This is a genomic window from Secundilactobacillus paracollinoides DSM 15502 = JCM 11969, assembly GCF_001311135.1.
Lineage (GTDB): Bacteria > Bacillota > Bacilli > Lactobacillales > Lactobacillaceae > Secundilactobacillus > Secundilactobacillus paracollinoides.
The window spans coordinates 33091-56470 of sequence record NZ_BBAG01000016.1 but is presented as its reverse complement, the minus strand read 5'-3'; the positions used below and the strand labels follow the sequence as shown (position 1 = coordinate 56470).

Below are 23380 nucleotides of genomic sequence, written 5' to 3'. Positions count from 1 at the left end.
CGTTGTTTGAGGAGTGGGGGCCTTAGCGCACTTAAAGCTACTGTATCGGCTTGGGGGACTTGACGCATCGCCGGATGAAAAAGTGATGTTGTGTGACGTCTTCAGGTGGGGGGCAATGTTGGGAGACCTAGGAGATCCTTGAATTTCTGCCAAGACATTCAATAGCTCCCCAGAGCGACCCACTTCAGCCTGCAGGGCCAAACGATGGAACGTAGCGGCATGTCAGCGCTATTTAACCCACCCAACCCAAACAGTCACCAAGCGACCGGTTGGGTTATGCGGGGAGGCAATGTTAGCAGATTTTATGGTGGCGTTAAGTTTGCATTGGTACCGTTGATCTCGATAGATAGCGCGGGATAAAAGGCCACAAAAAAGCCCCGAACCGAAGTCCGAGGCTAATGTTTCGTTCAAATAAATGCGATTTTAGAACAAGTGCATCATTGATGCAAATGGTGGAACCACGATATCAACAACGATTGAAATAACAACAACCGCGATAGAAGCCATGGCACCTTGGACAGAACCTAATTGAACGGCTTTGGCAGAACCAACGGTATGGCCGGCAGTCCCTAAACCTAAACCTGCTCCAACGGGGTCGCTGTTCAAACGGAAGATCTTGATCAAGAAGTCAGCTAAGGCGTAGATCAAGACGGCGTTTAAGATACATGCCATTGCGGTAACGGCTGAGTTCCCACCAACAGCGGCGGAAATCGGCATTGCGACGGCAGTGGTAGCAGCTTGTGGCAACATTGATGAGATCATCGTGTTGTTCAGGCCAGCAGCTTGGCAACGAAGTAGATGACGATCAATGAAATAACCATCCCGACGATTAATGATAGCACAATTTCAAGCCAGAACTTTTTGAAGACATCGTTCCGACGATATAGCGGAATGGCAAACGCGATAGTGGCAGGGTTCAAGAACCAGAATAAGATGTCACCACCGGGCTTGTATGCGGCCATGTAGAATGTTGGCAGTGAAACACCGAACCATTTTGACAACAGCCAGAGAACAAAAATACCAAGAACCATACCAACGAATAAAGGCTGGAATAAGAAGAAACCATTACTAATTTTGAACAACCATTGCCCAATTAAGAAGACAACGAGCGATAGGAAGATACCGAAGAAGGCAATCCCACCGACTTTCGGGTCTAAGGCATTACCGAAAAAGTTAACCCAAGTCATTTAACTCAATCCTTTCTATATTGAGAGCTATCGAAACCTACTGAACGTCAGTACTCTTGTGGAAGACCTTACGGCTGATCCACATGAAGCATGCAGTAGTGTAAGCGATAACGACTAACAAGATGATGGTTGCTAAAATAATAACAACGATCAACATAACCCCAGTCAAAGCACCGTCGTCGGTGAAGACGTTAAGGGAATTAGCCATTTGCACCCCAGATGGGACGAATAAGAAGGCGATTAAACTAATTAAGAAATCAGCCATCTTTTCAACTTGGTAAAGCTTAATCGCGTGTGATGCCAATAAAACGTACATGAGAATCAAACCAATAACCGGTGTTGGCACTGGAAATGACTTTGGGAATAATGGTGAAATTAATGATGACACAAACAGAACGCAGGAAAAAATTGCCATTTGTTGTAAGATCGGTGCTGGTTCATGCTCAGCCTCCGTTGTATTGGCACTTTGTTGATTGCTTGCCATGGAAAAACACTCCTTTCAAAAATATATAAAACACTTTTCACAAACTTGCAAAGCACTTTCACTTCACAAGCCAATTATAATAAGTTTTCGTTAAAAAGTCAAGGAGATAGTCATAAACAGTTGTTGAAGATAGCGATTTCAATTGTGAAAAAGGTTATCACGTCAACATCTTTGCTCAAAAATTAATTAATATTATTTAGTTTTATCTCTCGGAAGATTGTCTTTACTGAAAGCGATTTGTATAATAGGAGACAGTATTTCACAGAAAGGAAGACGCTATGAAGTTCGAAATTATTGTCAGTTTAATTGCAACGATGATCTTTGCGGCAATTTTGACGCCGTTCATCCGCAAGCTGGCATTTCGGGTCGGGGCGGTGGATAATCCCAACGCTCGCCGAGTCAATAAAGTACCCATGCCAACTATGGGGGGCTTAGCCATCTTCCTGGCGTACACGTTTGCAACGGTGTTCTTATTACGCCAACAGATTCCCACCAAACAACTTTGGGGCGTCTTTGGTGGAGAATGTATCATCATCCTGACGGGCATTATTGATGACATTTTTGAATTGAAGCCTCGCCAAAAAGTATTGGGAATTTCGCTTGCAGCTTTGGAAGTTTACTTTGTTGCTGGGGTAAAAATGATTCATATCACGCTGCCATTTATCGGGAGCATTTCCCTTGGATGGCTGAGCTTACCTGTGACGTGGATCTGGATCTTAGCGATTACCAATGCGGTTAACTTGATCGACGGCCTGGATGGGCTGGCTGATGGTGTGGGCATCATCGCACTGTCAACGATGGGGATCACGGGGTTCTTTTTCTTAAATGTCGCTAATACGTTCGTCAGCATCAGTATTTTTGCGCTAGTTTTTGCGATGGTTGGCTTTCTCCCGTACAACTTTTTCCCGGCGCGAATTTATTTAGGAGATACAGGCTCCCTGTTTATCGGGTTTATGATCTCAGTCTTTTCACTGTATGGTCTGAAAAACGTGACGTTTATTTCGGTCATCATCCCAGTGATCATTTTGGGTGTGCCAATTACGGATACCGTGTACGCGATTCTGCGCCGGATGTTGAATCGCCAGCCGATCTCACACGCGGATAAGCACCATTTGCATCATCGACTGATGCAGCTGGGATTGACCCATCGGCAAACGGTGATGGTCATCTACGGCATCGCTTTGATTTTTGCCTTCATCTCATTACTATATCCAATTTCCCCGTTGTGGGGCGCTATCTTCCTAACGATTGCAAGTTTAGTTGGTCTGGAACTCTTCGTTGAAGCAATCGGTCTGGTGGGAAAGAATCGCCAGCCGTTGTTGAATTGGATCAATAAGATGGTTAAGAATACGACGTCGAAGAACTCGCATTAGAGAGTGGAGCAAGGCGGGTTAGGGGCGGTGTGTAACGGACTCTGGCAGAAAATCCCGGGTCTGGATTTTTTTGCCAGAGTCCGTTACACGTTAGCCCCGTGCGGAACTCGTTTCGGCACAGTGGCCGAGAACGACAGCATAAAAAAATAGTCTGGGTCGAGGGGCAGAAAATCCCTGACCTGAATTGTTTGCCAAAGTCCGTTAAACGTCCACCCCGTGCCCTGCAAACCGGTTTTGACAAGGTGGCCAAGAAAGATAAGACGTCTGAGTCTTTTAGGATCATATAAGAAAAACCAAAAAAAGGATGCCAAATCAAAATCCAACCGGATAATGATTTGGCATCCTTTTCTATCCTCTAATTGAGCCGTTATTTAACCGAAACTGAAGCGCGCTTGCCCACAAGTCGCTGCAAAAAACGGCCAACCAACTGGTCAAACACCCAGCCAAGGAACAACGTGCTCACTAAAACAAAGCAGAAGTAGCGTACCGGTTGATGAGCAAGGACGGTGTGACGGCCGAGAATCATTGGCAACCGCTGCAACATGTAAATCGAGAACATTGCTGTGCCGCCAACGTAGCGATAGAACGGCGCTCGAATGGTTGTTTTCATTGCAAGGAAAACGAATAATAGCGGAAAACAGATGGCTGCAAATTGATAACTAATAAAAAATAGCCAACGATAGGGCGTTATTGCACATAAGATATAGAACCCGCAAAAGAGACTAAACGTCCATAAAAACAGGAGCCAGTAATGCCCCCAAGAGGATGTTAATCGTTTTTCAATGGGCTCATGGTATCGTGCAAACAACACGCCGCCTAAATAGCTAAAAATCGTTTCAGCATACCAGGGCGGCAGCTGTTTAACCGCAATGACTAAGTAGCAGCTTGTGCCGATGAACAGCAGTATGATCGCCCGATTTGGCTGACCAGGTGCAAGTTTAAATGCCACGTAGGTCAGCGCATACATGAGCAGAATTGCAAAGATGTACCAGCTACTGTTGCCAATCGTTGCCAACCCCAGATAGGCGAGGACGATTCTGCCAGGCGGAAAGGGAATCGCCATCGCAACCGACAAGACAAGATAAATTGTGACTGCCACAGCAAATTTTAGCCAGGTAAATAAAATCCGTTTAACAGGAAATGTCTCAAGATAGGCAGGACCACGTTTTTGAAGTTGAACCATCACGCCGTATCCTGAAAAGAATAGGAACGTGGTGACAATCAGCTCACCCTTAGTGGGCCATCCAAAGATTCGTGAGTGTTGACCAATGCTGCATCGGCGGCATGTAGGTGACAAGATGGCTGAATAAGACAAGCATCAAAAAGAGACCATTAATACTCGCGGTGGTTGTTCGGTTGAGATAGTCAGGTGAGGGGCCGCGCAGGTTTGGGCGGAGGCTGACGATAAAGACCAGGACAATAAGGAGTAGGATCGCATCCACGGATAAGACTTCCAATCTAGTATCAGTTTAGATTTAATTCTACATAAGTTTGTAAGCTCGTGAAACCTAAAAAACGAAAAAGGTCATTCGGTTCATTAATACTAACGGTCGCTATTGCTCATAAGTCGCACGTCAACCTCGTTATAATGCTCGTCCCCTGCGATAATACGCACGTTGCCAGCAAGGCGATTCGTGATTTCAGTCTGAACGGCATCAATAGCGTCAAGATCCACCGCAATCTTAACGGTGACATCTGTCGCATAAGACGTATCCACAACGGGAATTGATTGCTGGGTGAGAAAATAACTGAGCTTATCAAAATCGGCGTATGACACGGTCATCGTCAGATCTTTTTGCAGCACCTTTTTAACGAGGCCGACTTGTTCGATGGCCCTTGAAGTTGCGTTACTGTAAGCCCGGATGAGGCCACCAGCACCGAGTTTGATACCGCCGAAGTAACGGGTCACAACGGCACAAACATCGTGAAGGTGCATCGTTTTTAACACTTCAAGGATGGGGATGCCAGCTGTTCCAGAGGGTTCGCCGTCGTCACTTTCTCGCTGGAGGTCATCATTTTGACCAGTCATGTAAGCAAAACAATTGTGCGTCGCCTTAGGATTAGCCTCACGCACATCTTGGATGAAGGCGTCTGCCTCTTCTTTAGAAGTCACGCGGCCAACCGTACAAACAAACCGAGACTTTTTGATTTCAATCTCGTTTTGTCCGGAGTGCTTAATTGTTAAATAATCTGAATTCATTCAATCAAATCCTTCTTTTCTATCGTAGTTAAGGGTAATAAGGGAGGTCGTCATGCTTATTCAAGAACTCAATCAACTCTATGGTCGGCAGATGCCTGAATCTGACTTACCAGAATCACTAGCTCAGTTGCCAACGCTGGAACGGCGGCCAGCAATTTTACTGACCGACAAGCACGCCCAATGTCAGCGCTGTGGGCAGCCCATTGATCGTCGTGAAACGCAATTGCCGGACGGCAGCTGTTACTGTGGTAACTGTATCCAGCTAGGACGGATGCGGTCGACTGACAACCTGTGTTCTTTGCCCGAGCCGAATCGTTTCCAGAAATGACCGCACCGTTGACTTGGACCGGTCAGTTAACGCCATTACAAGCTGGGTGCAGCAGCCAGATCCGCCAGTATTTTAAGTCCAGAGAAGATCACCTGATGTGGTCGGTTACTGGTGCTGGCAAGACTGAAATGCTCTTTGAAGGGATCGCCTGGGCGATTGCTAACGGTCTGCGAGTGGCCATTGCGTCACCGCGTGTCGATGTTTGTTTGGAACTCGCACCGCGACTAAAACAGGCCTTTTCAACCACGGACCAAGTGGTGCTTTATGGAGATATGCCAGACGATTATCGCTACTGCCAACTGACGATTTGTACCACCCACCAACTGCTTCGATTCTACCATGCTTTTGATGTTTTAGTGATCGACGAGGTGGACGCCTTTCCGTATGCGGCAGACCCGGGATTGCATTTTGCTGTTCAGCAGGCCAAAAAAACGGCCGGCGCGGCGCTTTATCTCACCGCAACACCAATCGACAACTGCTGCGGCAGGTGAAACGACATGAGCTGCAAGTGAGCTATCTGCCGGTAGGCCAATGGCGTAAGAAATTAGCGCAGCATCAATTGCCAACCGTTGTTGTGCGCCAACTAAAGGCGGCGTTTGTTGCGCACAGGCGCTTTCTATTCTTCGTGCCGCACATTGCTGATCTTGCCCCGATTGCGGCAGCCATTGAAGCCCAATTTGCAAATGAAAAGGCGGTCACAGTCTATTCGGCAGACCCTGAACGACACGTAAAGGTGCAGCAAATGCGCGATGGTCAGATTGACTTTTTATTGACTACGACAATTTTGGAGCGTGGGGTTACTTTTCCCGACATTGACGTGTTTGTTCTGGGGGCGGATGATCGGGTGTTTTCAACAGCGGCCCTTGTTCAAATTGCGGGTCGGGTGGGGCGAAGTGCCCAGGCACCAGAAGGCCTAGTTCAATTTTTTGTCACGGCCAAAACGGGCACGATTCGTCGTGCGCAGCAGCAGATCGAATTCGTGAATCGAAAGGCGAAACGACTGACGACACAGGAGGGGACTTAAATGAGCGCTTGTTTACTATGCGGGACGCCGCTGACTGCACCAATCAGTTTGACAACGCTGCTGTCGTTTCGTCCGCTAAAGGTCCCGGCAACTTGTCAGCGGTGTTGGCGCCGATTTTCGGTCATTGATCTAGTGAACCGGTGTCCTAAGTGCGGCCGCCAACAGGGAGACACCGATGTTTGTGGCGATTGTTTGCGGTGGCCAGCCAGTTCACCCTTTGTCAATCAAGCCTTATTTACTTACAATGATGCGCTGCAGGATTTTATGCTGCAATATAAATTTCGCGGCGATTACAGGCTCAGGCATGTTTTTCAAGAGGCGTTTAAAACGGCCATTAGACGCGCAACTCCTGATCTGGTTGTGCCCATTCCGATTCACCCGACCACGTTAGCGTCGCGCGGGTTTAATCAGGTGGCTGGGTTTCTTGAGGACGTGCAGGTTGCCGAACTGCTCACCACGGCGACTAGTTAAAAGCAACAACCGCAATCGAGTAAGTCCCGCCAAGAGCGATTACGGACACCACAACCGTTTAAATTAAATATTGAGCAAAAAAACAAGTGCGTCAATCAGCGTATTTTACTGGTGGATGACATCTACACAACTGGCACTACGATAAGGTTTGCAGCACATTTGTTAGCCGAAGCAGGGGCGGCTGAAGTGCATGGGTTGACACTTGCTCACGGATAAATTTTTATGCAATTCATTGTTAATTGTAGCGTTTTCATTTATAATAAATATAACAAAACAACATTAAGCTGAGTTAACATACTTGCTTAAATTAGCTTTTGTTTGTGTGGAAGGGAGAGAAGTTCTATGCTCACATTCAATATTCGTGGAGAAAACATCGAGGTTACCCAATCCATTCGCGACTACGTTCAAAAACGGATCAGTAAGCTTGAAAAGTACTTTGAGCAAAGCGTTGATTCGACTGCTCACGTTAATTTAAAGGTTTATCAAAATAAGGATTCAAAGGTGGAAGTTACGATTCCGCTACCTTATTTAACGTTGAGAGCCGAAGAAACTTCACCAGATCTGTATGCTAGTATCGGTTTGGTCACCGACAAACTTGAGCGTCAGATTCGCAAGTACAAGACCAAGGTGAACCGCAAATCTCGTGAAAAAGGCTTTAAGAACTTTGAATTTACACCGAGTGAAGCAGCCGCTGCTGAAACAACGGATGAAGAATCCAAGTTAGAGGTTGTTCGGACAAAGCGGGTCTCTTTGAAACCAATGGATAACGAGGAAGCTATCCTTCAAATGGACATGCTGGGGCACGACTTCTTTATCTATGAAGACGCTGAAACCGATGGCGTCAACATTGTGTACCGTCGTAATGATGGGCGCTACGGCTTGATTGAAGCCGACAATGAATAACAGTGAACGAAAGGCACTCAGGACTGATGTTCTGGGTGTTTTTTTGCGTAGTACGATATACCTGAATCACGCATGGCTGGTATTTCTCTTCTTTATGGGGAGCTAAGCGCTTTCTTCCATCTATTGTGATTAAAATTATCTTACAAACTAATCCAGATGAGTTTTCAATTGTCATTATAAATGTTAAACTTATTGCTAGTATGCAATAAAACTCAAAAACTAGCACAACATAAGTTAAAAACGAGATTAATTTTGGAAGGAACTTAATATGCCAAACGTTTTAAGAAAATGGGTCGAAAGTGATAAGCGCGAACTCCGGCGAATCAGCAAGTGGGCTGATCAAGTGAACAGTCATGCCGAAGAATACGCGGCACTTTCTGACGAAGATCTACAAGCAAAAACCCCTGAATTCCAACAACGCTACCAAGATGGCGAAACGTTGGATGAGTTACTACCAGAAGCTTTCGCCGTTGCCCGTGAAGGGGCTAAGCGGGTCTTAGGCCTCTATCCATTCCACGTTCAGGTCATGGGTGGGATCGTGCTTCATGAAGGTAACATTGCCGAAATGAAGACTGGTGAAGGAAAAACCTTGACCGCTACCATGCCCGTGTACCTGAATGCCATTTCCGGCAAAGGGGTTCACGTTGTTACGGTTAACGAATATCTGTCTTCACGTGATGCCACTGAAATGGGCGAACTCTATTCATGCTTGGTCTGACCGTTGGGTTGAACCTGGCCGAAATGTCACCAGAAGAAAAGCGGGAAGCCTACAACGCCGATATTACGTATTCAACAAACTCAGAAATTGGGTTTGACTACCTGCGTGATAACATGGTCGTTTACAAGGACGACATGGTGCAACGGCCACTGAACTTTGCCATTGTCGATGAAGTTGACTCCATCCTCATTGACGAAGCGCGGACACCGTTGATCATTTCTGGCCAATCTGAAGGCACTTCACAGCTCTATATTCGGACTGACCGGTTTGCAAAGACGCTGCACGAAGACGATGATTTCAAGATCGACTTGGAATCTAAGAGTGTGTCGTTAACTGAACAGGGTATTGCTAAAGCTGAAAAATATTTCAACTTAAACAACCTTTATGATACTGACAACACAGCCCTGACTCACCATATGGACCAAGCGCTGCGGGCCAACTTTATCATGCTGCGCGATAAGGATTACGTGGTTGACGATGGTGAAGTTAAGATCGTTGATTTATTTACCGGTCGTGTTATGGAAGGTCGGCGTTATTCTGATGGCTTGCACCAAGCCATTGAAGCAAGGAAGGCGTGGACATTCAAGAAGAGTCCAAGACCATGGCCAACATCACGTACCAAAACATGTTCCGGATGTATCAAAAACTTGCCGGCATGACTGGTACTGCTCGGACTGAAATTGAAGAATTCCGGGAAATCTACAACATGGAAGTTATTTCGGTGCCAACCAACAAACCGGTTGTTCGGATCGATGAACCAGATGTGTTGTACCCAACCCTGAAGTCGAAGTTCGATGCCGTTGTCGATCGGATTCGTGAGCTAAATGAAAAGGGTCAACCGATCTTAATTGGGACGGTTGCCGTTGAAACGTCCGAATACCTTTCTGATCAACTGGATCAGGCAGGCATTGACCACGTTGTTTTGAACGCGAAGAACCATGCAAAGGAAGCCGACATCATCATGAATGCCGGCCAACGCGGCGCCGTTACCATTGCTACCAACATGGCTGGTCGTGGGACTGATATTAAGCTTGGACCGGGCGTTCGTGAATTGGGCGGACTCGTTGTCCTTGGGACTGAACGACACGAATCACGGCGGATCGATAACCAACTTCGTGGCCGTTCTGGTCGTCAAGGGGATCCTGGTTTGACCCAGTTCTACCTGTCGCTTGAAGATGATCTGATGCGGCGGTTCGGAACTGACCGGGTCAAATCCTTCTTGGAACACATGAACGTTGAAGGTGAAGATGCCGTCATCAAGAGCCGGATGATCAGTCGTCAAGTTGAATCAGCGCAGAAGCGGTTGAAGGGAACAACTATGATTCCCGGAAGAACGTGCTGCAATACGATGACGTGATGCGGGCACAACGTGAAGTCATTTACGGCCAACGGCAACAAGTCATTGACGAGACTGACTCTTTGAAGTGGGTCATCATGCCAATGTTTGAACGGACTATCGACCGGGTCGTTAACCTGCACACACAGGGGGAAGACAAGGATTGGGACTTGAGTACGATCCTCGACTTTGCTATTTCCGCTTTGGTGAGTCCAGATAAGATCAAACTGGATGACCTGAAGGATAAGACTGCTGACGAAATTAAGAAGTTCTTGATGGGGTTGGCAGAAGGTGTCTATGATGAAAAGAAGGAACAACTTTACGACCCAGCCCAAATGCTGGAATTCGAAAAAGTGGTGATCTTACGAGTGGTCGATGCCCATTGGACGGACCACATTGACATCATGGATCAACTGCGGACTTCAATTGGGCTTCGTGGTTATGGTCAATTGAACCCCTTAGTTGAATACCAACAAGATGGGTACCGGATGTTTGAGGAAATGATTGCCGACATCGATTACGATGCCACACGGCTGTTCATGAAGTCAGAAATTCGACAAAACATTACGCGTGAGTAATTTAAAATTAAACCAAGAAGGGGTTGGACAGGTTGTAATGGCCGCCAACCTCTTTTATTGATAACTGGAGTGATTTACATGGAAATCAGCGATATTAAACGCGACTTAAAAGCCATGGCAGACGAGATTGCCGGCTTTGGGAGGTCGCTTTGACTTAGATGCCCTCAACGAGAGTATCTCGATCAATGAATCAAAAATGGCAGAACCTGGATTTTGGGACAACCAGGCGGCTGCCCAAAAGCTGATTGATGAAAATAATCAGCTTAAGGGTAAGGTAGATGCTTATCACGATTTGACAGATCAATTGGAAAACATTCAGGTTGCCATTGAATTATTGGAAGATGAACCCACACCGGATCCTGATATGAAGGCAGAACTGGATGAGAGTTTTAAAAAACTCCAACACGACCAGCAACAGTATCGGCTTGGCCTCCTGTTGAATGGTTCCTATGACCATAACAACGCCATTTTGGAAATTCATCCAGGCGCAGGCGGCACTGAATCGCAGGACTGGGGATCCATGCTTTTGCGGATGTATACACGATGGGCTGAACAGCATGGGTTTAAGGTTGAAACGTTGGACTACCAGGCCGGCGACGTTGCCGGAATTAACAGTGTGACACTCCTGATCTCAGGGCACAATGCCTATGGGTATTTACGGTCGGAGAAGGGCGTTCATCGATTAGTCCGGATCTCACCATTTGATTCAGTTGGTCGGCGTCACACCTCGTTTGCGTCAGTCGATGTCTTGCCGGAACTTGATGATTCGGTCAACATTGACATTAATCCAGCAGACCTGAAAGTTGACGTTTACCGGGCAAGTGGTGCCGGTGGCCAACACGTTAACAAAACGTCATCAGCTGTTCGAATCACACATATCCCAACCGGTATCGTTGTCGCCAGTCAGGCCCAGCGGTCACAGTTGCAAAACCGGCAAACCGCGTTGGGCATGTTGCGGGCTAAGTTGTACGAACGTGAAGAGGAAAAGAAAGCTAAGGAAAAGGCGGCGCTGGAAGGCGACCAAATGGACATTGGCTGGGGCTCACAGATTCGTTCCTATGTCTTCCACCCGTATACGATGGTCAAGGATCACCGAACCAACTACGAAACAGGCAATGGGCAGGCAGTGATGGATGGGGATTTGGATCCATTTATTAATGCTTACTTGCAGTATCGGTTGGAGGGGGAGAATCCGAGATAGAGCGTGAAGCAAGGCGTTTTGAGGGCGGAGCATAAGCCAACTCTGGCAGAAAATCCCGGTCCTGGATTTTTGCCAGAGTTGGCTTATGCTCCGCCCTCAGCCTTGCTGAACGCGTTTCCACTAGATAAAAGCAAAGCACGTCGCAAGTAGCACTCTTATAACAAGAACCACGACCCTGGATTTTTTGCCAGAGTTGGCCTACGCAGTAGCCCCTTGCCCTGCTGAACGCGTTTCCACTAGATAGAAGCAAAGCACGTCGCAAGTAGCACGCTGATAACAAGAACCACAAACTAGGCATTTTAGCCAGAGTCGCTTACCCGATAGCTGACAGCCATGCTGAACAAACCATCACAAAAAGAACTATCCGTAAGTTTCCAACACACGGATAGTTCTTTTTGTGTCAACAACCGTTTCTTCAAATTCAATAAAGTTCCTAAAGCGCTCCCTCTATCATCAACCCGCATTAACTGGTATCATAATAAGGTATGGTATAGGCAGTGATATAAATTATATAAATTGTAGGTGGCAGTGATGAGGATAATTTTGCTAGTCTTGACGTTGGTTGCGCAACCAGTTTGGTGGCTTGGGTTGATTCGGGAGTGGTTTACGGCTGATCGGCGGTTAACTGCTGAGCGTCGGTTCTTTGGGAGCGCTGTGTATCAGGATAAATTTGAAGTGCGTCACTTTGTGTTACTAAGTCTGAGCTACGGTGTTTTAGCGTCGGTCATTTCAGTGCTGTTGGGGATTACGATTCCAATCGGCTGGGCTATTGGGTACATGATTTTGAGTCTGCTGGCCGTTATCATCGGTCCAGCAACGGGGATTCCAATCACAGTACTCACAATTTCGGTGCTGTGTTATCAGGTAGTGGACCCGGTTAAACAAGTGACCGGTGTTGACACTTGGTTGCAAACTACCGGCATTCATCCAAGTGAAACGACCATGATCGGGCTATTAGCGGTCATGGTGGTGACGCTCTTCATTGGCGGTCTGTGGGTGCACCGAATCGGCGGTCGCTTTGAAGCACCGCGAATCTATTCGCAACGGCGAGGTAAGTTGATTGCGGGATACCGTTTCAATGAATTATTAGTGGTGCCGATGCTCGTCATGGTGCCAGGCGATTGGTTTACCAGTCATCTTGCGTTCTGGCCGGTTTTAAACATCAACCACCAATCGGTGACGTTTATCTTCTTACCACTATTGATCGGGCTTCGAATGACGATCTTTAAACAGATGCAACGTGCCGCACTGAAACTGTTTGCAAAGTGGGAACTGATCATTAGCGCGCTCGGGGGACTGCTATTGATTGGGTCATTCTTTTATTCGGCCGTCTTTTTGCCAGCTGTCGTTGGGTTGTATCTGTTTTACTTAATTTTGCTTGTGTGGACACGCTGGCATGACCGTCACCAGTCCTTCTGGTTTTCAAAGGTCGACCGCGGTGTGCGAGTGCTAGGTATCAAGCCTGAAACACCAGCTGCCAAGATGGCAATCAATACCGGCGACATCATTGTGGAATGTAACCACGAACCGGTCAACTCTGAAACTGAATTTTACGAAGCACTGTTACTGAATTCAACATACTGTCACCTGCGGCTGCAAACGCCTCAGGGAGATTTGAAGGTCACGGAAACGGCCATCTTTGCGGGATCACCCCATGAAATCGGAATCGTTGTTTTTCGTGACGCGACCCATTAAAATACAACTGCACCATTAACGTTGCCGCTCTGTTGTTAGGATTTTCGCCTAGGAGGGCCCTATGCAAAAGATTTTAGTTGTTGATGATGAACCAGCAATCGTAACGTTACTGAGTTATAACCTGACCCAGGCGAACTACGATGTCGAGACCGCGATGAACGGCAACGATGCGCTGGCACTTGCGACGAGTCAAACGTTCGATGCCATCTTGCTCGATCTCATGTTACCGGGCATGGATGGCGTGGAAGTGACGCGCAAATTACGCCAGGAACGAATTGCGACCCCAATTATTATGATTACGGCTAAAACGGATGAATTTGATAAAGTATTTGGATTAGAGATCGGCGCGGATGATTACATTACAAAGCCTTTAGTCCCAGAGAAGTCATTGCCAGACTTAAGGCAGCGTTACGGCGCTACCAGAACGTCCCAGAAGACTTCGCCACAAGTTTGACCTCTCAAATGATTCAGATTGGCGACATTGTGATCGATACGGCCAAAGTAACGGTGAGACGCCGCGGCGAGCGGTACAGTTGACACCCAAGGAGTACGAGTTGCTCTTGTACTTAGCGAAACGCCCGCATCAAGTTTTAAAACGCGACCAGTTGCTGGAGGGCGTTTGGGGGTTTGACTATGCCGGTCAAACGCGAATGGTGGACGTGCATATGTCTCATCTGCGCGATAAGTTGGAACCGGACCCTAAGCACCCAATTTACTTAAAGACGGTTCGGGGCTTCGGTTATCGGCTTGAGGCCCCGCTTCATGATTAGACGGGGACTTTCAGCCTATGCGATTTTTCTCGCGAGCGACCTTGTCATTAGCTGGCTGATCATTGGCATGGTGTTGCACGAGACGTTGTCACTGACGCAGTGGGGTCAAATTTTGACCGTTAATTTGGTGATTGCAATTGTGGAGATGCTGGCTGCCGTCAGAGTGTTACGGGTGCGCGAACAAAAAATTGCGGCCATGACGCGTAAAGTCCAGGGGATGTTGCAAAATGAAGAACCAGCGCACATTCTATTGAAGAAGACGGATCCTTATTATGACTTGACGATGACGATTAACCAGCTGCAGACACATCAACAACAATTGTTGCGGGAAAAGGCCCAACAGGGAGAAGAGTTGAAACTGTTGCTGTCCTACCTGCATTGGGGTGATGGTGATCGACAACTACCGAAAAGTTGAATTAGCGAACGCGGCGATGGCTGAGTTGTTGCAGGTGCCGATCAGTCCGCACCGGCACCCGTTTGCCCAAGATATTCAGCAGTACGAACTGGTGGCACTGATCAACAAAGTCTTTGAGGATAAGGAGACTCGGCGGCAAGTGATTACGCTACCGGGGATGCCCACCGAAAAAAAGGTTGAGGCGACGGTGGTGTATACATCCACGAGTGAGGACTTTTTCCAGATTCTGGTGCTGCTCTATGATATTACTGAGATTTTTACCGTTGAGCAGATGCAAATGGACTTCTTAACGAATGCCTCGCATGAATTAAAGACGCCGGTCACGGCGATTAACGGCTTTGCTGAAACTTTGCTGGACGGGGCAAAGGACGATCCAGCAATTCTTGATCAATTTTTGAAGATCATTCAACAAGAGAGTCAGCAGCTATCGGAACTGGTTCAGGATATTTTGTCGCTGTCACGCATTGAGTCTCAGTCGGTGACCCAACACGACCTCACGAGGGTGCACTTGGGCGCCATGATCGATGACCAGTTTAAAGTGTTGCAACAATTGGCAGAGATGAAGCACGTGACCCTGATCAATCAAGTTGCTGATGACGTTCAGGTCGTGACGGATCAGAGTAAGTGTATCGAAGTCCTAAAAAATCTGCTGTCAAATGCAATCAAGTACAATCGTGAAGGGGGCCAGGTCACCGTTCGTTTTGAGCAAACGGCAACAAGTTGGACTCTGCATGTGGCTGACACCGGAATCGGCATCAGCCAAGACGACCAATCCCGGATTTTTCAGCGCTTCTATCGTGCTGACAATTCACGAACCAAACAGGTTGTCAGCGGGACGGGACTCGGACTGGCCATTGTCGCGGAATTGGTTTCAGCGATGAAGGGGACAATTAATGTCCAGAGTCAACGCGGTGTTGGGAGCACGTTTGATGTGATCTTTCAACGACTGCAATTGGACGAGTAAACGTCTGGAATAAGTTTGAGTCACATGGTCAACCTAGAAAATGAGGTGGCATCTGTCATGAAGTCTTAACCGACTTCATGGCAGATGCTATTTGATGGTCCGAAAACTAACGAGAGTTGTTTTAAACGGATGAAGTGTTAACACTCAAAATAAAATTCAAAAATAGGGAAAATACTATTACATCAGCGTTTACAGCAATAGTTTGCTCACTCATTTTCAAAAATCTTTACACAACCTTTACATAGATATGTAGTAGACATTTACAATCGACCGATATACTTAAACCTGAATAAGAGAGGGTGACGGGAATCGGCCAGTTTTCCGAAACTCGTTTCAACATGGTCACTAAGAATTGCGTTTAAAAAGCGTGCTTGGCGAATTGCAGGGAAGCACGGGAGGTTGCGGAGATGAAAAAACGTTGGCTAGCAAGTTTACTGGTGGTCATTGTGATCGTACTTGGAATTGTTGGGTATCAGCATCGTCAAGTGAGTCAGGCGGACATGTCGATTACGGCAGTGGGGTCTACGGCGTTGCAGCCGCTCGTTGAAGCAGCCGGCGAAGACTATAGCGGCAGTCGACTTGGCAGCTTCATTAACGTGCAGGGTGGCGGTTCCGGGACGGGATTGAGTCAGGTCCAGGAAGGTGCAGTGGAAATCGGCAATTCGGATGTTTACGCCGAGGAGCAAAAGGGCATTCGGGCCGCTAATCTCGTTGATCATCGGGTCGCCGTTGTCGGCATTACGCCCATTGTGAATCGACAAAACGGCATCACCAACCTCACCACCAGGCAACTGATCGCGATTTTTACCGGAAAAGTGACGAACTGGCGTGAGGTTGGCGGCCGCAATCAAAAAATTGTGATCATTAATCGGGCGCAGGGGAGCGGTACCCGGGCAACATTTGAAAAATGGGCGCTCAATGGCCGACAAAGTAAACCAGCTCAGGAACAGGATTCATCTGGGATGGTCCGGCAAATTGTGGCAACCACACCGGGGGCCATTAGTTACGTTGGGTTCTCCTACGTGAATAATACGGTGCAAGCCGTCACGCTTAACCACGTCGCGCCAACGGATGCAAACGTTGAGACGAATAAATGGCCGATTTGGTCCTATGAACATATGTATACGCAAAAGCACCCCAATCAGTTAACACAGAGATTTATTGCCTACGTCCGATCCACACATGTGCAACACACGCTGGTACGGCAGTTAGGCTATATCAGTATGGATCAGATGCAGGTGACCCGGTCAGTCAATGGCCAGATTCAGAAAGTCGAGGGAAGTCATGAATAAACAGTTAGGCGAACAACTGCGAAAACGATCCAAGGCCGCCTGGTTAGAGCGAATCGGGAAGACCGTCAGCTTTTCCGCGTTAGCGCTGATCACGATCACCGTATTTGCCATCATCATTTTCGTGGCGTCAAAGGGGCTAGCGACGTTTTTTGATAACCACGTGAGTCTGTGGCAGTTTCTAACGGATAAAAATTGGAATCCAACGATCACCGATAGCAAGGGTCGTCCTGAAGTTGGCGCGTTGCCGATGATTACGGGGTCGTTTATCGTCACTTTCCTATCTGCATTGCTGGCAACCCCGTTTGCAATCGGCACCGCTATTTTCATGACGGAGATCTCGCCAAAACGCGGGGCACGCATTCTGCAGCCAGTTACTGAGCTGCTGGTTGGAATCCCATCCGTCGTTTACGGGTTTATCGGCTTAACTGTCGTGGTGCCAGTCATTCGGACAATCTTTGGCGGAAGCGGGTTTGGGATTCTCTCCGGGACCTTTGTGTTGTTCGTCATGATCCTCCCGACGGTCACATCCATGAGTGTTGACGCGCTGAAGGCGGTGCCGCGATACTACCGTGAAGCCGCGCTGGCATTAGGCGCCACGCGTTGGCAAACGATATATAAGGTCATTTTACGCGCCGCAACGCCTGGTCTTCTCACAGCAATCGTTTTTGGGATGGCGCGAGCGTTTGGCGAAGCGTTAGCTGTTCAAATGGTGATCGGGAACGCCGCTTTGATGCCAAGTAGTTTAGTGTCGCCGTCTTCAACGTTAACGTCGGTCTTAACGACGGGAATCGGCAACACCGTCATGGGATCGTTAGCGAACAACGCGTTGTGGTCGCTTGCGCTGGTCCTGCTGGTGATGTCGTTGATCTTTAACTTGATTGTTCGTTTGATTGGTCGGAAGGGAGCGCTGCGAAAATGAAGCCGAAAACAGCAAATAAGATTGCGACTGGTGTCCTCTACGGGATTGCCGGCACCATCGTTTTAATTTTGGCCGCGTTACTGGGGTACATCATCATTACCGGATTACCGCACATTTCCTGGCACTTTCTCACGACCCCGTCAAAAGGCGTTTACAGCTGGTGGTGGGATCGGGATTCAACTCTTTAACTCGTTTTATTTGTTGATTCTAACGTTACTAATTTCATTTCCCATCGCTCTGGGTGCCGGTATCTACTTAAATGAATACGCCCCAAAAAATGCGATGACAAGTTTAATTCGAACGGCGATCGAGATCTTAAGCTCACTTCCGTCAATTGTTGTCGGGTTGTTTGGTTTCTTGATCTTCGTTGTCCGGTTTGGTTTTGGATTCTCCATCCTATCTGGGGCCTTCGCGCTAACGTTCTTTAACTTACCCCTGCTGACGCGCAGTATTGAAGAGGCGCTGGCTGCTGTGCCAGAGACGCAGCGCGAGGGTGGCCTAGCATTAGGCTGTCACGCTGGGAAACTGTGCTTCATATTATTTTACCCGCGGCATTGCCAACGATTTTGACCGGTGTCATTCTCAGTGCTGGCCGGATTTTTGGTGAAGCAGATGCTCTGATTTTTACGGCGGGACAGAGCGCACCCGCGTTAGACTTTGCAAACTGGAATCCGTTTGATATCAGCAGTCCCTTGAATCCGATGCGCCCGGCAGAAACCTTGGCTGTCCACATTTGGAAAATTAATTCCGAGGGGATCATGCCAGATGCAAAGGCCGTTTCGTCAGGGGCTTCCGCAGTCTTAGTAATTGCGGTCCTACTCTTTAACCTTTCGGCACGCTACATTGGCCGGCGGCTCTTTAAAAAATTGACTGCGGCTGATTAGGGTGACAGTCACCCTTTATTCTTGAAATTGGGGCATTTAAATGTTTATTAATCCAACGAGTCAGCATCAACATAACGACAATACGGCCTGGCTTGATCGCAATATCGTCGCCCCTGAGGCAACGTCCGAGTCTCCAGTCGTGCTGGAAACGAAAAATATGCATGTGTTCTACGGTGAAAATGAGGCACTGTATGAAGGTGACCTGCAGTTTTTAGAACACAAGATCACCGCGCTAATTGGGCCAAGCGGCTCTGGAAAGTCGACCTATCTGCGCTCACTAAATCGGATGAACGATAACGTGGCGAAAGTAACGGGGCAGATCATGTACCGCGGTGTTGACGTGAATCAGCCGGACATTGACGTGTATGAAATGTGGCGGCGAATCGGGATGGTGTTTCAACGCCCGAACCCGTTTGCAAAATCGATCTATGACAACATTGTGTTTGCCCTGCGCCGGCGAGGTATCACCGATAAACACCAGCTGGATGAAATTGTTGAAACAAGCTTGAAACAAGCCGCCATTTGGGATGAAGTCAAGGATAAACTCAATCAAAGTGCGCTGGCACTTTCCGGTGGTCAGCAGCAGCGACTGTGCATTGCACGGGCCATTGCCATTAAACCTGATATCCTGCTGCTAGATGAACCCGCCAGCGCGCTAGATCCCGTTTCCACAAGTCAGTTGGAGAACACGCTGCTGCAGTTGAAAAAACAGTACACCATTATTATTGTGACCCATAACATGCAACAGGCAGCCCGCATCAGTGACTACACGGCTTTTTTTAATCTCGGTCGGGTCCTGGAGTACGATGAAACATCAACTATTTTTACCTCGCCGAAGGTACAGCTGACGAACAATTACGTTGCCGGTGATTTTGGATAGGAGGCGTTACGATGACGGCATTAATTTCAACGCAGGATCTGCACGTTTATTATGGTAATAACGAAGCACTAAAGGGCATCACATTAGATTTTCCAGCGAAGGGCATTACCGCATTGATCGGTCCCTCTGGTTCTAGTAAGTCAACTTACTTGCGCACGTTAAATCGGATGAACGACCTGATTCCTAACGTGACGATCACCGGTAAAGTCACTTTTAAAGGGCAGGACATCTATGCCCCACAAACGGATATGGTCAACCTTCGAAAAGAAATTGGCATGGTGTTTCAACAGCCCAACCCATTTCCCTTTTCAATTTATGATAATGTCGCGTTTGGCGTGAAAATCGCGGGTAAGGTGGCGAAAGAAAAACTGGACGAAATCGTTGAAACGAGTCTGCGTGAAGCCGCAGTTTGGGACGAAGTGAAAGACCACCTGCATGAGAGTGCGTTATCCTTATCGGGCGGTCAGCAGCAGCGGGTCTGCATCGCACGTGTTCTGGCGGTGTCGCCTGAAATTATTTTATTAGACGAGCCGACCAGTGCACTCGACCCAATTTCAAGTAGTCAAATTGAAGCGACTTTGCTAAAATTAAGAACCAACTATACGATCATCACGGTGACCCATAACCTTCAGCAGGCATCCCGGATTGCTGACCGGACCGTTTTCTTTATGGACGGGGAGGTTGTGGAAGCTGATGACACCAAGCGGATCTTTATGAACCCCGCGAAGAAAGCAACCGAAGACTACATTAGCGGCCGATTCGGCTAGCGGAGGAGGCACGTGATGCGACGACTTTTCGATGATGAATTAGATGAACTTGATAACGGGTTTACCGAAATGGGGGTCCTGGTCAGCCACACGGTTCAAAAGGCAGTGGCAGCGTTTATCAACCATGACCGGGAGGCGGCCCAGCAGATCATTGACGAAGACCACCAGATCAATGACCGTGAGATTGAATTGGAGGCCAAGTCCTTTGAAATGATTGCCCTGTACCAGCCAGTCACAACCGATTTACGCGAGGTGGTCACCATTTTAAAGGCGGTGTCTGATTTAGAACGGGCTGGCGACCATGCCCGCAACATCGCTCACGCAACGATTTATGTTAAGGGGCAGCACCGCGCACCAGAGGTTGAGAGTCTCCTGGCCTCGATGGGGGAGCAGACCACTGAAATCGTGAAGCAGGCCATTCAAGCGTATGTCAACAAGGACGACCAGGCGGCGCGCGACCTTGTGACTATCAATAACCACCTGGCAACGATCAACGACCATATTTTACATGAGGTATACACCCAAGCTCAGGCGGACAGCAACGTGATCCTTGCCGTCATGAAGTACAGTGCCGTTGCCGCCGATCTATTGCGCATTGCGGATTACATGATCAACGTTGGCGAGTTGATCGTTTACTTGAAGACTGGTCAGATCGTTGAACTAAAGCTGATGAATAATTCAGAGGATTAGCGTGGGTAGGAATACTTTTCGATAGTCAATTGAATGTTTATTGTATAGGTCTTCTCAACATTAGACGACCGGTTGCGTGCACGAGAAAATCTATCGACCGGCTAAGTGGCCCAATCACTTTAAACAGAGTATGTGCTGATTTCGCCAACAATCGCTGCTAAACTTTATGACAGTAATATTTCGACCGATTGCCAAGTTAGCCTGTAGCATTTATCTTGTGCGGTTCATAGCACTTTTCTAACTTTTCGTAAATAGTGACTATATTTTGCCTTGCAGCGTAGTGGAGCCGTTCGGCATTGCAGGCTCTGTGGTTGTCTGTGGTTGTTAGCGGCCGTCTTTTGGCCGATTACGAACACGGGAGATGTAGGAGATCCTTGAATTTCTGCCAAGACATTCACTAGCTCCCCGGAGCGACCCACTTCAGCCTGCAGGGCCGAACGGTGCAACGAAGCGGTATATGAGCACAACCTGTAACAAAAAATTAAACGATAGTTCAGGGCTGGGGGCTTGCTTTCAGCCCTTTATTTCTCTATTCTGGTAACAGAAAGTTCTCATAGAACTCGTTTAAGAAATGAGGTGGACAAATGAGTCAACATCGACGTTTAACACGGTCGTCCAATAAAATCATTAGCGGAGTCCTTGGCGGCATTGCCGAGTACTTTGGTTTTAGTGCGACTATCCTACGAGTCGTTTTCGTGATTTTGACGATTTACCCGGGACACATTTTATTTGGGCTGCTGGTTTATCTGCTTTTAATGACGGTGATCCCACGGGATACGAGTCATCATGATTCCAATCAACCCCACAATCCGTTCAGCGGATTTGGTGGGTTTGGCGGCGGTTCTGGGAAACAACCGCGTAAGACACTGCATGATGTTTCCGAAGATGATTCTGATGAAAGATGAGTGAAGTAGATGAAATTTTGGGGTCGCATATTAGTGAACGCGGTGTTGTTCATCGCGCTCGCTGGTTTTTTCCACAGTAGTTTTTACGTGGCCAGTATTTGGATCGCGCTGCTTGCCAGTGTGGTGCTCGCCATTCTCAACGCGGCAGTCAAGCCCTTTTTGATCCTGTTGTCGTTGCCGATAAACGTTGTGACCTTAGGCTTGTTTAGTATTGTCATTAATGGATTTCTCCTACAGTTGACCGCCTTTTTTGTGGGCAATAACTTTCGCTTTTCTTCCTTTGGCATGTCCATGCTGATTGCCGTACTGATGTCGCTTTGTAATGCGATTATTTCAAGCTTCATTGGTGGCCGGTCACGGGATTGATGTAAGAGCTATCATTAGAGGGGCGAAAAGTGATACACTAAACTTTAATAGTGTGACAAGGAGGGATTCAAATGGCAGATAGCGTGACGGTTGCTGACTTAGTTGATAATATTCGACTAGACGTGCTGTACGGCGAAGATTTGCTAGCCGACCGCAAGATAACGACCAGCGACATTTCACGGCCCGGCTTGGAACTGACGGGGTACTTTAACTATTATCCAGCCAAACGGGTCCAGTTACTCGGAATTACCGAAACGTCCTTTGCGAAGGGCATGACAAGTGATGATCTATTGCAGGTCATGCGTCAGATGTGTCAACCAGAGACACCGGCGCTTGTGATCTCAACACAACTTGAACCGCCGGAGGAGTTGCTTCAGGCGGCGCAAGAATCTAAAATTCCAGTTTTAGGGACAAAGATGACAACGTCACGAGTCCTCAGTAACATGACCAACTATCTTGAAGGCAAATTGGCTGAACGCCAGTCGCTTCATGGCGTGCTGGTTGACATCTACGGTGTTGGGGTCCTGATTACCGGTGACTCTGGCGTTGGTAAGAGTGAAACCGCGTTGGAACTCGTTAAACGTGGTCACCGCCTAATTGCGGATGATCGGGTAGAAGTCTACCAACAAGATGAGCAGACGTTAGTGGGGCAAGCCCCCGCAATCTTAGCGCATCTGCTGGAAATTCGGGGGATCGGCATCATCGATGTCATGAACCTGTTTGGGGCCGGTGCCGTTCGAAGTGAGACCGATATTGATCTCATTGTGCACCTAGAATCCTGGTCGCCCGACAAGAAATTTGATCGGCTGGGTAACGGTGATGAAACGCAAAAGATCTTTGATGTGATCGTGCCGAAGATTTCGATCCCAGTTAAGACTGGGCGAAATATAGCCATCATCATTGAAGCGGCCTCCATGAACTTTAGAGCGCGCTCCATGGGGTACGATGCAACGAAGGTCTTTGATGATAACCTTAACCGGCTTATCAAACAAAATTCAAAAAATAATAAGTGAGGGGTGGCACCTTGAGA

20 protein-coding genes and 5 pseudogenes are annotated in these 23380 nt (G+C 47.8%); 21 read left to right on the top strand and 4 right to left on the bottom strand.

Going from position 1 to position 23380, the window contains the following annotated elements:
* Window positions 1–423: 423 nt before the first annotated feature.
* Together lrgB and JCM11969_RS07295 are read right to left on the bottom strand one after the other, a co-directional pair.
* Window positions 424–1187 (bottom strand): annotated as a pseudogene (gene lrgB, locus JCM11969_RS07300) (antiholin-like protein LrgB).
* A 37-nt stretch (window positions 1188–1224) separates the two neighbouring features.
* On the bottom strand, window positions 1225–1671 hold the full coding sequence (locus JCM11969_RS07295; RefSeq protein WP_054709926.1) for a CidA/LrgA family protein: 447 nt from the start codon (window positions 1669–1671) through the stop codon (window positions 1225–1227).
* Window positions 1672–1949: 278 nt separating this feature from the next.
* Here JCM11969_RS07295 and JCM11969_RS07290 point away from each other — a divergent pair, with 278 nt between their 5' ends.
* The gene (locus JCM11969_RS07290) at window positions 1950–3044 is read left to right on the top strand and encodes a glycosyltransferase family 4 protein (RefSeq protein ID WP_054709923.1); all 1095 of its coding nucleotides are present in this window, start codon (window positions 1950–1952) and stop codon (window positions 3042–3044) included.
* Window positions 3045–3411: 367 nt separating this feature from the next.
* Here JCM11969_RS07290 and JCM11969_RS07280 read toward each other — a convergent pair whose 3' ends face one another.
* Together JCM11969_RS07280 and JCM11969_RS07270 are read right to left on the bottom strand one after the other, a co-directional pair.
* Window positions 3412–4341: an acyltransferase family protein gene (locus JCM11969_RS07280; RefSeq protein WP_338100919.1), complete on the bottom strand. Its 930-nt coding sequence runs from the start codon at window positions 4339–4341 to the stop codon at window positions 3412–3414.
* Between the two features lie 246 nt (window positions 4342–4587).
* Window positions 4588–5244, bottom strand: a complete 657-nt coding sequence (locus JCM11969_RS07270) for a YigZ family protein (RefSeq protein WP_054709911.1) — start codon at window positions 5242–5244, stop codon at window positions 4588–4590.
* Window positions 5245–5296: 52 nt separating this feature from the next.
* On the opposite strand from JCM11969_RS07270, the pseudogene JCM11969_RS20690 reads away from it, so the two are divergent.
* The 20 genes and pseudogenes from JCM11969_RS20690 (at window position 5297) to hprK (ending at window position 23363) form a co-directional block, all read left to right on the top strand.
* A pseudogene (locus tag JCM11969_RS20690) lies at window positions 5297–6596 on the top strand (ATP-dependent helicase ComFA).
* Entirely contained in the window at window positions 6597–7067 is a 471-nt protein-coding gene (locus JCM11969_RS07260) for a hypothetical protein (protein WP_225353176.1), read from the top strand.
* Between the two features lie 69 nt (window positions 7068–7136).
* A complete protein-coding gene (locus tag JCM11969_RS18845) occupies window positions 7137–7283 on the top strand; it encodes a ComF family protein (RefSeq protein WP_225353177.1) in 147 nt (48 codons plus the stop codon).
* A gap of 126 nt (window positions 7284–7409) precedes the next feature.
* A complete protein-coding gene (hpf, locus tag JCM11969_RS07255) occupies window positions 7410–7970 on the top strand; it encodes a ribosome hibernation-promoting factor, HPF/YfiA family (RefSeq protein ID WP_054709906.1) in 561 nt (186 codons plus the stop codon).
* Between the two features lie 268 nt (window positions 7971–8238).
* Window positions 8239–10602 (top strand): annotated as a pseudogene (gene secA / locus JCM11969_RS07250) (preprotein translocase subunit SecA).
* A 78-nt stretch (window positions 10603–10680) separates the two neighbouring features.
* Window positions 10681–11803, top strand: a protein-coding gene (gene prfB / locus JCM11969_RS07245) for a peptide chain release factor 2 (RefSeq protein ID WP_156319289.1) whose coding sequence is annotated in 2 segments (ribosomal slippage) — window positions 10681–10752 and window positions 10754–11803 — 1122 coding nt in all. Because the reading frame shifts where the segments join, the coding sequence is not laid out codon by codon here.
* Between the two features lie 531 nt (window positions 11804–12334).
* Window positions 12335–13498 (top strand): PDZ domain-containing protein, encoded by a 1164-nt coding sequence (locus JCM11969_RS07240; RefSeq protein ID WP_156652797.1) that lies wholly within the window; start codon window positions 12335–12337, stop codon window positions 13496–13498.
* A 61-nt stretch (window positions 13499–13559) separates the two neighbouring features.
* A pseudogene (locus JCM11969_RS07235) lies at window positions 13560–14268 on the top strand (response regulator).
* On the top strand, window positions 14261–14683 hold the full coding sequence (locus tag JCM11969_RS07230) for a hypothetical protein (protein WP_054709896.1): 423 nt from the start codon (window positions 14261–14263) through the stop codon (window positions 14681–14683). Before JCM11969_RS07235 ends, JCM11969_RS07230 begins: the two are co-directional and overlap by 8 nt.
* A complete protein-coding gene (locus tag JCM11969_RS07225; RefSeq protein ID WP_054709893.1) occupies window positions 14655–15647 on the top strand; it encodes a sensor histidine kinase in 993 nt (330 codons plus the stop codon). The genes JCM11969_RS07230 and JCM11969_RS07225 overlap by 29 nt, the downstream gene beginning before the upstream one ends.
* A gap of 407 nt (window positions 15648–16054) precedes the next feature.
* A complete protein-coding gene (locus JCM11969_RS07220) occupies window positions 16055–16939 on the top strand; it encodes a phosphate ABC transporter substrate-binding protein PstS family protein (RefSeq protein WP_054709889.1) in 885 nt (294 codons plus the stop codon).
* Window positions 16932–17858 carry a phosphate ABC transporter permease subunit PstC gene (gene pstC / locus JCM11969_RS07215; protein ID WP_054709886.1) on the top strand — a complete coding sequence of 309 codons (927 nt, stop codon included), beginning with the start codon at window positions 16932–16934 and terminating at the stop codon, window positions 17856–17858. Before JCM11969_RS07220 ends, pstC begins: the two co-directional genes overlap by 8 nt.
* Window positions 17855–18046, top strand: coding sequence for a hypothetical protein (locus tag JCM11969_RS20365; RefSeq protein ID WP_369523210.1), 192 nt, complete (start codon window positions 17855–17857; stop codon window positions 18044–18046). Before pstC ends, JCM11969_RS20365 begins: the two co-directional genes overlap by 4 nt.
* 94 nt (window positions 18047–18140) lie before the next feature.
* Window positions 18141–18742, top strand: a pseudogene (locus tag JCM11969_RS07210) (PstA family ABC transporter permease).
* A gap of 40 nt (window positions 18743–18782) precedes the next feature.
* A complete protein-coding gene (gene pstB, locus JCM11969_RS07205; RefSeq protein ID WP_054709883.1) occupies window positions 18783–19622 on the top strand; it encodes a phosphate ABC transporter ATP-binding protein PstB in 840 nt (279 codons plus the stop codon).
* An 11-nt stretch (window positions 19623–19633) separates the two neighbouring features.
* Window positions 19634–20389, top strand: a complete 756-nt coding sequence (gene pstB, locus JCM11969_RS07200; protein WP_054709880.1) for a phosphate ABC transporter ATP-binding protein PstB — start codon at window positions 19634–19636, stop codon at window positions 20387–20389.
* Window positions 20390–20404: 15 nt separating this feature from the next.
* Window positions 20405–21079: a phosphate signaling complex protein PhoU gene (phoU, locus tag JCM11969_RS07195; protein WP_054709878.1), complete on the top strand. Its 675-nt coding sequence runs from the start codon at window positions 20405–20407 to the stop codon at window positions 21077–21079.
* A gap of 584 nt (window positions 21080–21663) precedes the next feature.
* The gene (locus tag JCM11969_RS07190) at window positions 21664–21984 is read left to right on the top strand and encodes a PspC domain-containing protein (RefSeq protein ID WP_054709875.1); all 321 of its coding nucleotides are present in this window, start codon (window positions 21664–21666) and stop codon (window positions 21982–21984) included.
* A gap of 9 nt (window positions 21985–21993) precedes the next feature.
* Complete coding sequence (locus tag JCM11969_RS07185) at window positions 21994–22350, top strand: phage holin family protein (RefSeq protein ID WP_054709872.1); 357 nt, start codon at window positions 21994–21996, stop codon at window positions 22348–22350.
* Window positions 22351–22421: 71 nt separating this feature from the next.
* Window positions 22422–23363, top strand: coding sequence for an HPr(Ser) kinase/phosphatase (gene hprK / locus JCM11969_RS07180; protein WP_054709869.1), 942 nt, complete (start codon window positions 22422–22424; stop codon window positions 23361–23363).
* Window positions 23364–23380: the final 17 nt, after the last annotated feature.